Origin of the sequence: Acinetobacter thutiue, assembly GCF_030385805.1 — a bacterium.
Lineage (GTDB): Bacteria > Pseudomonadota > Gammaproteobacteria > Pseudomonadales > Moraxellaceae > Acinetobacter > Acinetobacter corruptisaponis.
In genome coordinates, this window is the sequence record NZ_JAUDZE010000011.1 from 37,899 (window position 1) to 53,237 (window position 15,339).

Here is a 15,339-nt window from a genome sequence, read left to right on the forward strand (position 1 = left end):
ATGACTTAATCTTTATCAAGAATAGATTCAAATGCTTTTAAACGCTTGTGAATGGATAAAAGCTCAATAATGGTTTTCCATGAGCTGATTAAGTATTGGAAAGATTCACGCACTTTATCAAAGATGTTACTGATCTGGTTAATCAGGCCCAGTGTCATTTTACCCGCAGCAATCGCAGGGAATAACACCACTAAGCTATATAAAATATCCAGTTGCTTATACCAGATTGCGACTAGGTTAAAATAGGCATAATGGAAATAAAGCTTGAAATAGTTATATCGGACACGGCTAAACAATTCTTTCAAGGTAAGCGGGTCAGCACGATTTTCATGGTCTTCACCATAGACCAACTCTTTACGGTAAGCCGCCTCAACCTTTTGATTATTAAATTGTAGGCCTGGTAATTTCTGACCTACGATCATTAACACTACAGTTCCGACCACAGCCCAGACAATTGCCGCCCATACCAGTGAATGTTCAATCTCACCCACAATTGGAAGCACTGGCACTTTTTCAGAGATTTTAAATAATAACGGCAGGAACGCGATCAGCACCATCACCGACTTAATCAGTTCAACCCCCAGATCTTCCATAATGGTGGCAAAACGCATGGTATCCTCCTGAATACGTTGCGAAGCCCCCTCGACATGGCGAAGCTGATCCCAGTTTGCAGTGTAGTATTCATTCATGGCGGTACGCCAACGGAATACATAATGGCTGGTAAAGAATGCATTGATCACCGCAAATGTGACAGCAATCATCGCGATATAAAGGAATGTCAACGTTCCTGTATAAAGGTCATTAATATCACCGCCGCCATCACTCAGCATCTTTTGGATCATGTCCCAGAATGGACCATACCATGCATTGATCGCAACGCTGACCTGTACCCCAAACCAGATATTAAACAGGATAAAGGCTGAACCCCAGATTGACCACTTCTGCCATTTGTTATCAGAAAGGAATCGCCAGAACCCTGCAAACAAGGCGGTTGAAAGCAGAAACCAGAGATAGAACCAAATAAATGCAGGCGACCAGAAACGGCTCACCCCAATTGGCAACTCTGCTTCAGCATAGCCCTTGGGGAACCCCAGATATTCACCCCATCCATGACCACCTGTGTACCAGAGCAGCATGTTCAGGGCCAACCATACCACCACCGAAATAAAAAATGGACGTGGGTTAGGAAAAAATGATTTAAACATCGTGCTTAACAATCCTTGTTGTGTTGCAATTGACGCAAGTACGTCATCCTATAACCTCAAACTTAACTTTGTCTGATAGAAAGTTTAATGAATTTCAGGGTCTATTAACATTTCATCTATATCTTGCGTTATAGGCTAAAACCACTCAAACAAGACATGAAACGTAGGCAATGGCGGCCCCCTTGTCAAGTTTCATAACGAAGTTTGAGGCAGTTTTAGCCATAACCCTACGGGACAGGGACATTTTTTGCCGCTACAGCGTTATGTCTTGCTCACTTAGAATCACTAAGTTTCGCAAAACAGCCTTGTACCGCCTAAAAAATGTCCTCTGTCGCAATGAGAGCTGAAAGCTCGCAAGATGAGATGTCAATAGACCCTACTTATTTACCTTCTTTCTCAATTTTTTCATAGCTTTTTGACGAGTATTTACAATTTGTTTAAGTCAACGAAACAATTTTGAGCCTGTTACTCTCTGTGACTATATAAACCTTAGGGATTTAATGGACTAGTCTTTAAGGCAAAATCTTGCTGAGCAAATTGTGCAGCGTTTTTCTTACTTTGAATGGCGAGCTCAATTTCAGAAAGCTTTGACTGAGCCGCATCAATACCTGCCTGCATGGTCATTTCACGTCCCTTAATATCAAAAATATGGGCCTTTTCACGCAAGTCAGGTTGAATCACCACATCCGCATCTTTCAGCTCTTCTTCAGCCAGACGGCCCTGCATAATATTAATATTCTGGTTAAACAAGCCCCAGACATTGGTGGTTTCCGTGTGGATCGGCTGGGCCAGAATATCCACCGCAATCACTACATCCGCCCCTAGGTCACGTGCAACCTGAACAGGCACAGGACTCACCAGCCCGCCATCAACATATTCAACATCATGAATTTTGGTGGGTACAAACATGCTGGGGATTGAGGCCGAGGCACGAACCGCCTGTCCAGTATTGCCATAGTTAAATACTGTTCTGCTGCCATCCTTAAGTTCGGTTGCCACCACATACATTGGAATCTTGAGCTTCTGCAAGGGCGTGTTATGTACCTGCTGGTTGATATAGTCCTCAACCTTTTTACCGTTAAAAAACCCTTTTAAGCTGACATTGACATCACGAACGTCATTGGCTTTCAGCTTTAGGGCAATGTCACGCAACTCGGCGGCGGTTTTGCCACTGGCATAGATTGAACCAACGATACTTCCAGCACTCGTACCAACAATAAAGTCTGGACGAATCCCCTGTTGTTCCAGCACCTCTATCACCCCAATATGGGCATAGCCACGTGCGCCACCACTCCCCAAAACCAAAGCGATCACGGGACGTTTTTGCTGTTGTTTGATATAGCTATAAGGCTGGCTCACCACTTGTGCCTGGGCATCTTCAATCGCTGGACGTAAATGTGAGGTTGTTTGGCAACCTGTTAAAATGATTATTGAAAGTCCAAGTATGCATGATTTAAGCCGTTTCATATGCAGTTATTGCCATATTTACTGTGTTTCCAGCTTAAATTTTAGCTCTGCCCAGCCTGAAATGCTGTATCAGTTTTTTTGCTGCTGTGACTGGCAATTCATAAAAAAGCCCCTCGAAAGGAGCTTCTATCAAAATCACCAGATATCTGAACCAACTTTTTTCTTTAGTTCAGGATATTGATCAATCTTGAACTCTGGTTCCTTAATACCTTTCTTAAGCTGAGAGGTATAGTCTTTCAGTAAAGTGCGTGCCATTGGCGTTAACAGCAGGATTGCCACAAGGTTGATGGTCGCCATGATACCCATAAACAAGTCCGCCATCGACCAAACCAATGGAACACTGCCAATCGCACCGAAATACACCATCACCAACACAAAAATGCGGAAGATGAACATCACTTTTGGGCTGTTATTGATAAACTGCACATTGCTTTCCGCATAGGCATAGTTACCTAGCACGGCTGAATAACAGAATAGGAACAGCAGGATCGCAAGGAAGTCACCACCCCAGCTTCCCACCTGAGATTCCAAGGCACGCTGGGTCAGTTCAACACCAACAAAGCCTGCATCGTGGTAGACACCCGACACCAGAATGATGATTGCGGTACTGGTACATACAATAAAGGTATCAACAAAAACACCCAGCATTTGCACAAGACCTTGGTTCACAGGATGCTTTACATCAGATGCCGCTGCCGCATTTGGTGCAGAACCCATACCTGCTTCGTTTGAGAACAGGCCACGCTTGATTCCCTGCATCATGGCCATAGAGATCATGGCACCAAAGAAGCCACCTGCCGCCGCATTAAACTGGAATGCTTCAGTGAAGATCAGCCTAAAAATACCTGGCAGCAATTCATAGTTGCTTATGGCAATGTACAGGGCAACCGCTAAATAAAGACCAGCTTTTAAAGGTACAAACATTTCCGCAAATTTGGCGATACGCTTGATTCCCCCAAAGATTGCAATTGCGACCATTACCACCAGCGCCAGCCCTACCCATGAGATTTCCAGATCAACAGCACCTAGATGGGCAATTGGGTTGGCCTTGTCCCAGCCCCATGCATGGGAAGAAGCATTGGCAATCGCATTGATCTGAACTGAGTTAAATACAAAACCGTAGGTAAAGATCAGTGCAAGCGCAAACACAACACCAAAGGCCTTACTGCGTAACCCTTTGGTAATGTAGTAGGCTGGCCCTCCCCGAAACTGCTGGGTATTGTTGTCCCTGACCTTAAATAGCTGAGCCAGTGATGATTCAATAAAAGCGGAACTCATACCCAGTATTGCAGTAAACCACATCCAGAATACGGCACCTGGCCCACCAACAGCGATTGCAATTGCAACACCCGCGATATTTCCTACGCCGACACGACTTGCCAGGCCCGTTACAAAGGCCTGAAACGGTGTCAGGCCATGCATATCCTTTTCCGCCTTACGGCTTCCTTTCATCACCTTGATGCTATGAAAGAACATTCGGATCTGTACGGCTTTGGTTGCCACTGTATAAAAGATACCCACTGCCAGTAGAAAAATAACCAGGAAATCCCATAGGGGATCATTGAAAAAACTAACCCAGGCCATCAGGGTGTCATTTAATTTTTCATTCATCACTTATTCGCTTTAGATATTTTATGTACGACCGTACATATACGATAACAATGGATGAATCAAAAAAGCCCCATATGGGGCTTTTGATCCGAATTAGACAAAGAATTTTAAAATGAGTTGAATGACAGTTGCATTGATCAAGTCAACAAAGAACGCGCCACACAGCGGCACAATCAGGAATGCTTTATGGGACGGGCCATACATATTGGTAATCGCCTGCATGTTTGCAACCGCAGTGGGTGTTGCTCCCATACCAAAACCACAATGACCTGCCGCCAACACGGCAGCATCATAGTTTTTACCCATGACACGGAACGTCACGAACGCGGCATATAGCGCCATGGTGAGGGTTTGCGCACCAAGAATCACCACTAAAGGCCCAGCCAAATCTGCCAGTTGCCATAATTTGAGTGAAAGCAGGGCCATGGCCAAATAAAGGGATAATGAGGCATTCCCAAAAACATCAATTGCACGGTCAAAAATATCAACCTTTAATATGCTTTCCAGAATGTTGCGCAAAACAACACCACCGCCCAATGCCCAGACAAAAGTTGGCAGCTCAAACCAGGTGCCTTTGCTATAACCTGTCATAAACTCGGCAAATGCCAGACATGCAGCAAACAGACCCAGTGTGGTAATGGCATTATCCGCAGTAATCAAACGGACTTGATGTGGATTTTCAAATGGCGCAAGTTCATCAGGATGCTGGTCGAGATGGGTATCACGATTCTTGATCTCGGAAGAGGTTTTTGCATGGGCAAGGCTATAACGGTTAATCAGCAGCTTGGCCAATGGACCGCCGATAATCCCACCAATAATCAAACCAAATGTCGCACTCGCCATACCCAATGCCAAAGCGCCTTGGATACCATGCTGCGTCTCAAGAATTTCGCCCCAAGCACCCGCAGTACCGTGCCCACCTGTCAGTGTGATTGAACCTGCAATCAAACCAATCAGAGGATCAATACCTAACAACGATGCAAGACTCATCCCGACAACATCTTGTACGATGATGAATGTAGCGACACAGACCAGAAAAATGACTAATCCAATACCACCCTCTTTGAGCTTCATAAAGTTGGCACTTAGACCAATGGAAGCAAAGAAGATCAGCATAAAACTAGTCTGTAATTCGGTACTGAATACAATACTGTAGCCCCAGAGTGAATGCACCAGCAGGGAAACCACTGCTGCCACCAAACCGCCTGCGACAGGTTCAGGAATATTGTAGCGTCTTAAGAAATCAATTTTGTTGACCAGTAAACGTCCCAATAACAGAACGATCACTGCCGAAATTAGCGTGTAGAAACCATTAAAAGTAAATTCCATATTTTATTCCATTTATTCTATTTGTTATGTAGATGAACAAGCGCTGTAACGATGGCGCGAAAGTGCTGCATCTGTTCTTGCCCACTGGCAGCATAGGCATTGTTCATCATGGAAGTTGCAACGGTTATTGCCAAGTCCTGAATAAATGGCTTACGGATGAGAGGTAAACTCATGAGAAGCTCCTGTATCTGGTGTATATTTCAACATTTTCCACAGGCATAAAATTGGATAAATTCGATATGCCTGAGCTAGAAAATTCCCCTCACCGTGTTAGCAAGGAAAGCCTAATCAATTTTAAAAAAGGGCGTATTATGCATAAATTTAGAATATTGTGTGTATTTTTTTATTCTAGGGGCAATCACAGCCCTAATATATATCAATAAATATTACTTCTATTTCATTGTGTTACAAATACATTTAATTTTCACATAAAGAAACAAAAGAATAAAAATATATCTGTTTTTATAAGGCAGACCTCATTTAGATATTTTTTAGCCAAAATCCAATCTACGACTAAAAAGTCATCTGCAAAACTCATTTATTACTTTATAGTCTCATTCCATGAGAAAGACCATAAAAGATGAGGAATTTTTATGAACACGGAACAAGTCCGCCACGTCGATGATGCCATTACATCCCGCCATTCAGTACGTGCGTTTCTGGATACCCCTGTCGAAACCCAAACCATTAAGGATATTTTGGCGGTTGCCAGCCGAGCACCGTCTGGTACAAATACACAGCCGTGGAAAGTGTATGTGGTGACAGGTAAAAAACGAGCTGAAATGATTGACCGTGTTTGTAACGCACAAATGGAAATGTTTCAAAAGCCAGAACTCGCTGGGCAGTATCAGGAAACCTTTGCCTATTATCCTGAAACCTGGATTTCACCTTTTATTGACCGTCGACGTGAAAATGGCTGGGGTCTCTATGGTTTGCTGGGGATTCAAAAAGGGGAAAAGGAAAAAATGGCGGCACAGCAATTGCGTAACTACCAGTTGTTTGATGCACCTGTTGCCCTGTATTTCACCGTGAACAAGGCAATGGGCATTGGTTCAAAAATGGATATTTCCATGATGATCCAGAATGTTATGGTTGCAGCTAAAGCACGCGGTTTAGATACCTGTCCTCAAGCCGCATGGAATCATTTCCATCCAATAGTACTGGATGTGCTTGGCGCACCTGACGATGAAGAATTGGTGTGCACTGTTGCCTTGGGCTATGCAGACCCTGACCACATCGTAAATACCTTTATTACACCACGCGAGGCTGTTGAAAACTTTACTGTATTTTTAGATGAGTAATTCATTTATTGGGCAGTATCTCTAGCCAGAGATACTGTCTTGCTATTTTCCAACCTTAAAAATTGCAAACAATCCCGCACTGGTAAACATCAACATCATCAATCCCATATTGAATGATGCTTTCCAAAACAGGAAGTTTAAGATTACCCCACCCAGCAAACCGCAGGCGAATTGCATACTGCCCATAATGGCACTGGCTGTTCCTGCCCTTGCACCCTGTTTCGACATGGCCAATGCCATTGCATTGGGTCCAGTTAAACCAATCCCAGAAACAACTAGAAATAAACCTGACATTAACAGCCAAAGTGGCGCGTGATTCATCAAGCCAGCACTGACTACAATCAATGCACCAAAACATTGAATTGTTCCACCTAAGCGCAAACGTGGAAAAATGTCCATGCGGGTATTGAGATGTTTATTCAGTGAGGACATCAGCATAATTCCGCCTGCATTCAGTGCAAAGGCATAGGAAAATTGCTGCTGTGACAACCCATACTGTCCCATAAACACCGCAGAGGCAGAGCTGATGTAACAGAACAATGCCGCCCCAGTCAGACAACCTGCAAACATCGGTCTTCTAAAACTTTCATCTTTTAAGATTGCGGCATAAAGGGTCGTTACCTGATAAAGAGACAAATTTAAACGGCGTTCTACAGGCAAGGATTCCTTAAAGAAGAAATGTACACACAACCAGCAGATTACCCCAATCACCGCCAAAGTGATAAAAATAGCTTGCCACGGGAAAAATGTTAGAATCCATGCGCCAAACATAGGTGCAAGAATCGGTGCCAGTCCCATCACAATCATCATGCTGGAAAAGGCCTGCGCAGACCCCTGCATATCCAGACGATCACGGATGGCGGCCCTGGCAATCACCACCCCGACACAGCCACCCAAAGCCTGAAAAATACGTGCGGCGATCAAGGCCCATTCATTGGTCACAAAAACACAGGCCAAACTGGCAACCACATACAAGGCCAAGCCAAAATACAACGGGGTCTTGCGTCCAATGCGGTCACTCACAGGCCCATAAATCAGTTGCCCAATCGCCAGTCCAAGAAAATATGCAGGTAAAGTATTGGCAATCATCTGCATGCTTACCCCAAACTCATCTGCCATTTGTGGCAGTGCGGGTAAATACATATCAATGGATAACGGCCCCAAAGCGGTCAATAAAGCCAGCAATAATATCCATGCTGTTGAATATTGACGCTGACGGGGTTGCTCTGCCTGCATAATACTGTACTTTTCATGTTAATCATGTTTGCAAGCTTAGCATCCTTACTGTATTTGTGCATAATATGAGTGATAAAATCGATTGAAGAATACAAAAAGGATCAACCTTGAATCCCTGGTTCGGACGTTTAAAACAGGCAACCTACAACACCACGTTTATGTATAACGTGCGTATGCTCATTGCCTTTACAGGCACGGCTTTTGTTCCCTATCTGCTCAATTTCCAACTTGCCACCATTCCGCTGACACTGGGTGTGGTTGCCGCAGGTATCAGTGACATTGATGACCGTTTTTCCGTGCGGATCATGAACCTGATTTATACCTATATCGGTTTCTTTATCACTGCGGCATCGGTTCAGTTACTATTTCCCTATCCTGCCGCCTTTGCAATCGGGTTGATTGTTTCCTGTATCGGCTGGATTTTACTGGGTTCGCTGGGTCGGCGTTATGCCACCATTGCCTATGGCTGTCTGGTGGTTTCAGTCTACTCAATGCTGGGTGTACACCTGTTCGAACAATGGTATCTACAACCAGCCTTATTGGTGGCTGGCGCAGCCTGGTACGGGCTGCTTTCCACCATTAGCTTTTTGCTGTTCCCTGTGCGCAAATTACAGGACCAGCTCTCTGCGTCCTATCATGCGCTGGGTAGCTTTTTATTTGCCAAATCCAATCTGTTCGATGTCGATATGACCCCATCAAGCTATCAACAAAGCATGATTGATCTGGCGTTGGAAAATGGCAAGCTGATCTCCATCTTCAATGACATGCGTATGGCCCTGCTGACCCGCCTCAAGGGGGATCGGGGCCAGAAAGATACACGGCGTAGCTTACAGTATTATTTTGTTGCACAGGATATTCATGAGCGGGCAGATTCAGCTCATATTGACTATCAGAAACTGGCAAAGATTTTTCAACACAGTGATATTTTATTTCGATTCCAGCGTATCCTGACCATTCAGGGCAAAGCCTGTCAGGACTTGGCGAACTGTATTTTAACCCGTACCCGCTATGTACATAACAAACGCTTTAAGCACAGCTTTGAAAATTTAAGGCTGTCGCTGGAAAAGTTGCATGCAGACCAAGTCTATGATCAGGTGCGGATTAATGCCCTGTTTGCACTTTATCAAAACTTAAAGTCAATTGATGCCCAGCTCCAGAATCTGGAGACTGAACGCAACATTCAACTGATCAATGCCCAGCAGGCGGAAAACCAGCTCAAGGATGATGACCTGAAAGGCTGGAATGACATGATGGTACGGGTCAAGCAGCACCTGACACCTGAATCAGTGTTATTCCGCCATGCGGTGCGTCTGTCCATTGTCCTGTTTATCGGTTATATCTTCATTCAGTTAACCCATATTGCCTATGGTTACTGGATTCTACTGACAGCCCTGTTTGTCTGTCAGCCAAACTTTAATGCGACCAAACGCCGCCTGTATTTACGAATTATCGGCACCCTGATTGGAATTATTGTCGGTCTGGCGATTATTTACTTTATTCCGTCACTTCAGGGACAACTGGTCATGTTGGTGCTCAGTGGTGTTTTATTTTTCGAGTTGCGTAGTAAACAGTATGCCCAGGCAACCGCCTTTATCACCATTCTGGCCTTGATCAACTTCAATCTGGATGGTTCCGCCTTTGCCGCAGGTTTGCCACGCCTGATTGACACCATCATTGGCTGTGCACTGGCATGGTTTGGGGTCAGCTTTATCTGGCCCGACTGGAAGTTCCGCCGCCTGCCACGCACCATTCAACGTTCACTGCAAGCCCAATGTAAATATCTGGCGGAAGTGGTGACGCAATATCATGAAGGGCGTAATAATGCCCTGAACTATCGCGTGGTCAGACGGGCGGCGCATAACAATGATGCGGAAGTTGCATCACTCATTTCCACCCTTGCAACCGAACCCAATATTGATCCCACCCAGAAAGCACAGGCGTTTGAGTTTCTCTGTTTAAGTCATACCTTTCTCAGTTATATCGCGGCCTTGGGTGCGCACCGTGAACGTATTGATGAGCCTGCGATATTAAGCCTGTTGGATCAGGCACTGGATGATATTCAGGGCGCACTGTTACGAGATGAAGTGCCTGATCTTTCTTCACAAAATATGTTGCAAAGCATACGGGAACGCCTGAGCCGCAATGATGAAAATGACCAGAAGTCGCTGATTATTTTACAGCAGCTTTCCCTGATCCTGAGTATTTTGACCCGTTTAAGTATGTTGAAACAGAGTTTAAGCCATGAACCCCATGAGGATGGCACCGAGTTTGCCTCACTTTAGGGATTATTGGTATTTTAATCGTCCCTATGATTCGCTATTGGCCTAATATCTTTGCATGCCAATCAATGGTAAACTTAACCCAGTTCAGTTCTAAACTCATTTTTTAAACTATGACCGCCAAAACGCTATACGCTTATACGCTACAACCCGTTCCTTACGAAGTTTCTGAACAAGAACAACGTCAAGCCCAACTCATGATTTGGCGTGGCACCAATAAGTTCAGCCGCAAGGCCTGGCTGATTATGATTGCACTTGTGGTGCTTTCACTGGTTGCAGCAGGCCTGATCAAGTATTACTCCACCTATTCAACCGCGATTTGCTGGGTGGTGATCATTGGTGTGGTGCTGTTCTACCTCATCAAGAAGTTTGGTCTGGAATGGTATGTGAAACGTAAAATGAACGAGTTCCCTGTGCAGGAAATCAAGGGGATTCGTTTAGGTGTACAACCCCACGGGATTGTGATGCGTCAGAAAATGGGACTTCAGGAAGGTACGGCGACCATCGGTTGGAAAGATATTTACGAATGGTACAATACCCCTGATTTTATTTTGGTTAATTTCAAGGTAAAAACACCAAAAGGTGAAGAGCAGCAGGGTGCCTACATCTTGCCAAAGCGCATGGATTCAAAGAATTTCTCATTTAATACGGTACGCAAGCACTTAAATGAGACGGTTGGTGCGGCTAAACCGCTGTAATCAGATCCAGCACTAAGCCGTATATAAAAGAACCCAGCCTAAGCTGGGTTTTTTCTTATTGCCATCTACCAGTTTACCTTTAAAGACACAACGCCATTGATGGCTTCACCAATGCTTGCCCAGGTTCCACTCGAAGCCCAATATTTTTTATTCAACAGATTGTTAATGTTTCCATTCACCACCGCATCATGCCCATTCAGTTTAAACTTATAGGAGAGGCCTGTATTTACAAGTGTATAGGCAGGCACCTGTATGCTATTGTCTGAACTAATATAGGAAGAACCATTATAACGCACATTGCCATGCAGGCTTAGTCCATCAATTGCCTGAATTGCATATTCAGCATTGGCAACACCCGACCATTTGGCAAGGCCTGCGGGCACTTTACCCTCAATCGCCTTATTGGCTTCTGCAACCTCATCAATACTGGCATCCAGATACATCATCCCCAATCCAAGTTTTAATGCATTGGTTGGCTTATATGTCCCACTCAGCTCCAACCCCTGATAATTGGTTAAACCATCCTGAGTTAAATATTTTAAGCCATCTTGAATGCTGTCCATTGTTGCGGCCCTTTGCATTTTAAACAGAGCGGCGGTTATACCAAATGGATTGACATCATATTTCACACCCAGTTCATATTGCTTACTTATTGTGGCTGGCAATACCTCACCTGCATTGGCATATTTCTCACCAACCCTAGAACCCGCCTCCAAACTCTCAACATAACTCGCATACAGGGTGGCTTCAGGTACAAATTTATAAAGTAAGGCAATTGTTGGTGTGGTCTCCTTAGTGTTATATCCCGAATCAACTGTTGGATCGTGATCCACATCCTCCTGGTCATAGTAGGTATGCCGTAATCCTAAAATAGCCTGCCACTGTTCATTCAGCTTAATCGTATCACTTAAGAAAGCATAACTCTGAGCGGTCTGACTACCTATATCTGGTTCCAAACTAAAATCTGGCGTATTGGCAATTCTAAAAGAGGTTGGCGAATACAGGTTCGCTGTATAATCCGTAGACCAATACCATTGCTTAGACCATCTGTCAGTACTTTTGGTATAGCCTCCCCCTGCGACCAACTCATGCTGAATCTTGCCCGTGGCAAAATTTCCAGTCAGCATTGCCTGATTCATTAGCGTTTCAGATACACCTGCGAACTGGTATATGGTTCCGTCATAATCCCCAGCAGTATTTAATAAACTGGCAAAGGTGAGATTGGATTCATGTAGTTTTCGGGTATAGCCAAACTGGTATTTAACATTCCAGTCCTCATTGATCTCCCAGCCCAACCCTGTAGAAGCAGTAAAGGTATTGGTTTTATAAAAGGAATTATCAACCGTCAAATTATCATAGTCATAAGTTACCTTAGGCAATTTTTCGGTTATAGCGGAAAAGTCAAATACTGGGGGTTCATGCTCGGTTTTATTATTTTCATAAGTAAAATTGGCGGTCCACATTAAATGATCCGTAATTTTTTTATCCAGCGCCAAAGATGTCACAAAGCGGTTCTGTTCAGCGTCATTATAGGCTTTGCCCTGATCCCCACCTACAACAAAACGATATCCCAAATCGACGGCATCAAGATAGTTGCTGGTATCAATTAAAGCTGAAAATGTACTTGGGTTGCGATAACTGACTTCAACACTGGTTTCTGGACTGTCTTTAGGTCGTTTAAGTTGGTAACTAATTGCTCCGCCAGGGGAACCGAAGCCATACATAAAGCCTGTTAAGCCTTTTAACACAGTGACACTTTCAGCCGCTTCGGATGGAAAATCCCCGCCCCAATTCAAGGCCATTGGAAAACCATCAACATAGTAATTGCTGACTCCAAGCCCACGAACTGATGTTCCCCACCAGTCCGTTGCCATCGCAGCACTTTGACTATAAACAGCAGGGTCATTGATAAAAATCTGCCCTAAGGTTTTCGCACCACGTTTTGCAATGTCGTTACTTTCAATCACCGTTACAGAAAAAGGGGTGTCTAAAATGGATTTATTGCCAAGAACGCCTGACTGTGTCCGCTTTTTTAATCCGACAGGCTGATCATCCGCCGCAACCTTAATCACGGGAAGCTGTGACGCATTGCCATCAACCGCCGATTGCGCCACACCATTCACCGCAATGCTGTTGAGTTGCCCCACCTCACGAACTGGTTTTGATCGCTGTGGTGTGCTTTTAATTTTTTCAATGCTCCAGCCACCGTGGTCACGCTGTACCAATTGTAGTTGAGTACCCTTTAGAAGCTGTTCAAACCCATCGGCAATACTGTAGGAACCACTCAGCCCCTGTGTATTCATCCCCTTGGTGAGTGCTGGGTCAAATGACAATGCCACACCTGACTGCATGGCAAAACTGGATAATGCCTGTCCCAGTTGTCCTGATTTAATCTCATAATGCTGCTGTGCTTGCTCATTGGCAGCATAGGCGGTGACTGAAATACCCAATGCGGTACTGAGCACAGCAATCCGTATTGCCTGTGCAAGCACGTTTTTCCCCTGTTGAGCGTACATATTCCCCCCTGATCAATATTCATGATACGTTCCTGATCTATGCCAGTTGAAAATAAAAATCAGCTCAGGAAAAAACAGATTTTTTTGTTTTTATTTTGCCTGCTGCACGACTGTCCAATAGCCACCTGCATACTGCTCAATCTCCAGACCATAGGTTTGGAGCAGCATTGCATAGACTTTTTCCAGATCATCAATTGGGTAGCTGCCTGATATCTTTATATTTTCAATTTCGCTATCCACCCGAATCATCCCTTTTTGATAAAGTTGCAAACGTTCAGCAAAATCTTTTAATGTCATTTCATTAACCATTAAAAAGCCTTTGGTCCAGGCAATATTGCTCTCCTCAAAAGGTCTGACCTTACTGATATGCCTTGCATCAAAGCTTAGCTGTTGCTGGGTTTCAACGATCTGCTGCTGTTGTGATTGATACGGCGACACCCGCACCCGCCCCTGTGTCACTGTCACCTGTGAATATTCAGGCATCACTTTCACCAGATATTTTGTCCCCAATGCCTGTGCTGTACCCTGTTGGGTACTGACAAAAAATGGACGCTTCAACGGGTCATGCTGGGTTTCTATCCAGATTTCGCCCTTGCGTAACACCACTGTACGTTGCCGATCGGTATACTCCACATCAATTGCGGAAGATGCATTGAGCAGCACCATTCCGCCATCAGGCAACACAACACGTTTTCGCTCACCTACCCCACTACGATAATCAGCCAACCATTGCTGTTGCTCGCTGGCAAGATACAGGCCTGAACAGAGTGGCAAAAATGCCAGTAACCACAGATATGTTTTATAAGATTGTATGGAGGAATATCCAACTTTTTGCATCACAGGAATGGCAATGTCCAGCGGCACATCTGAAAATTTTGTTTGCAGCAATAAGGCCTTTTGCCAGATTTTTTGATGCAGTGGGCTTTGTTGCTGCCATTGCTGTAACTGTTCAAGCTCCTCTAAAGAAAGTTCACTTTCTTGTAGTCGCATGAGCCATGTACTGGCTTCAGCTAAAACTTGCTGCTTATTCACACTTGGCATCAGCTTAAATGTTCTCGGCGGCCAGCATAAGGTCCAGACAATGCATATAGGCACGCTGAATATTGCGTTTCACTGTACTGACCGAAATTTCCAGTCGATCCGCAATGTCCTGATACTTGAGTTGCTCCAGTTGGGCATACAGAAATGTTAAGCGTACGGTATCAGGGAGTTCAGCCAACAATTCCACAATTTCAGTTAATGTTTCAATAATCAGGATTTGGCGCTCTGGTGATGGATGCTCCTGTTCAGGTTGCTGTGCCAGCACCTCCAGATAAGCCCGTTCAATCTCCTTGCGCTGCAACCAGTTCACCATCAGGCCTTTTGCAACATTGACCAGATAAGCCCGTGGCTGCTGAAGTTCCAGTTGTTGCTGTCGTGCCAAAATCCGAACAAAGGTATCCTGTGCAAGGTCAGCAGCATCGGCTGAACTTCCCAATTTTTTATAGAGCCAGTGATAAATCCAGGTATGGTGTTGCTGATAGAGTGTTGAAAACTGCTGGTTGAGCGAGGAAGATGACATGGAATAGGCATTCCATTATACAAATAATAATTATTATCATTTAATTTTCTTATAAATTCAATTGCAGTTTATCGCCAAACTTTAACCCTTTTCCAAGTGTTACCAGCCCTCTTCCTACTTATTTTATATGAAGTTT

The 15,339-nt window shown here is 44.5% G+C and carries 12 protein-coding genes; 3 read left to right on the forward strand and 9 right to left on the reverse strand.

Annotated features, from left to right (window positions below; all coding sequences use genetic code 11):
• Positions 1–5: 5 nt before the first annotated feature.
• The 5 genes from sbmA to QTA56_RS16400 all read right to left on the reverse strand — a co-directional run bounded on the left by sbmA (position 6) and on the right by QTA56_RS16400 (position 5,785).
• Positions 6–1,205, reverse strand: coding sequence for a peptide antibiotic transporter SbmA (gene sbmA, locus QTA56_RS16380; RefSeq protein ID WP_267982056.1), 1,200 nt, complete (start codon positions 1,203–1,205; stop codon positions 6–8).
• Positions 1,206–1,694: 489 nt separating this feature from the next.
• A complete protein-coding gene (locus QTA56_RS16385) occupies positions 1,695–2,672 on the reverse strand; it encodes a patatin-like phospholipase family protein (protein ID WP_267982057.1) in 978 nt (325 codons plus the stop codon).
• 135 nt (positions 2,673–2,807) lie between these two features.
• Positions 2,808–4,283 (reverse strand): alanine/glycine:cation symporter family protein, encoded by a 1,476-nt coding sequence (locus tag QTA56_RS16390; protein ID WP_267982058.1) that lies wholly within the window; start codon positions 4,281–4,283, stop codon positions 2,808–2,810.
• A gap of 93 nt (positions 4,284–4,376) precedes the next feature.
• Positions 4,377–5,612: a sodium/glutamate symporter gene (gltS, locus tag QTA56_RS16395; RefSeq protein ID WP_267982059.1), complete on the reverse strand. Its 1,236-nt coding sequence runs from the start codon at positions 5,610–5,612 to the stop codon at positions 4,377–4,379.
• A gap of 17 nt (positions 5,613–5,629) precedes the next feature.
• Complete coding sequence (locus tag QTA56_RS16400; protein WP_267982060.1) at positions 5,630–5,785, reverse strand: hypothetical protein; 156 nt, start codon at positions 5,783–5,785, stop codon at positions 5,630–5,632.
• 420 nt (positions 5,786–6,205) lie between these two features.
• Between QTA56_RS16400 and QTA56_RS16405 the strand changes: the two genes are divergently transcribed.
• Complete coding sequence (locus tag QTA56_RS16405; RefSeq protein ID WP_267982061.1) at positions 6,206–6,913, forward strand: nitroreductase; 708 nt, start codon at positions 6,206–6,208, stop codon at positions 6,911–6,913.
• A gap of 42 nt (positions 6,914–6,955) precedes the next feature.
• Here the strand turns inward: QTA56_RS16405 and QTA56_RS16410 are convergent, their stop codons facing one another.
• On the reverse strand, positions 6,956–8,149 hold the full coding sequence (locus tag QTA56_RS16410; protein WP_267982062.1) for a multidrug effflux MFS transporter: 1,194 nt from the start codon (positions 8,147–8,149) through the stop codon (positions 6,956–6,958).
• A gap of 107 nt (positions 8,150–8,256) precedes the next feature.
• On the opposite strand from QTA56_RS16410, the gene yccS reads away from it, so the two are divergent.
• Together yccS and QTA56_RS16420 are read left to right on the forward strand one after the other, a co-directional pair.
• A complete protein-coding gene (yccS, locus tag QTA56_RS16415; RefSeq protein ID WP_267982063.1) occupies positions 8,257–10,431 on the forward strand; it encodes a YccS family putative transporter in 2,175 nt (724 codons plus the stop codon).
• 110 nt (positions 10,432–10,541) lie between these two features.
• Positions 10,542–11,126, forward strand: coding sequence for a YcxB family protein (locus QTA56_RS16420; protein ID WP_267982064.1), 585 nt, complete (start codon positions 10,542–10,544; stop codon positions 11,124–11,126).
• A 65-nt stretch (positions 11,127–11,191) separates the two neighbouring features.
• On the opposite strand, the gene QTA56_RS16425 is transcribed toward QTA56_RS16420, so the two are convergent.
• The 3 genes from QTA56_RS16425 to QTA56_RS16435 all read right to left on the reverse strand — a co-directional run bounded on the left by QTA56_RS16425 (position 11,192) and on the right by QTA56_RS16435 (position 15,203).
• Positions 11,192–13,642, reverse strand: coding sequence for a TonB-dependent siderophore receptor (locus tag QTA56_RS16425; protein ID WP_267982065.1), 2,451 nt, complete (start codon positions 13,640–13,642; stop codon positions 11,192–11,194).
• A gap of 90 nt (positions 13,643–13,732) precedes the next feature.
• On the reverse strand, positions 13,733–14,674 hold the full coding sequence (locus QTA56_RS16430) for a FecR family protein (RefSeq protein WP_267982066.1): 942 nt from the start codon (positions 14,672–14,674) through the stop codon (positions 13,733–13,735).
• Between the two features lie 13 nt (positions 14,675–14,687).
• Positions 14,688–15,203, reverse strand: coding sequence for a sigma-70 family RNA polymerase sigma factor (locus QTA56_RS16435; protein ID WP_267982067.1), 516 nt, complete (start codon positions 15,201–15,203; stop codon positions 14,688–14,690).
• Between the last annotated feature and the right edge of the window lie 136 nt (positions 15,204–15,339).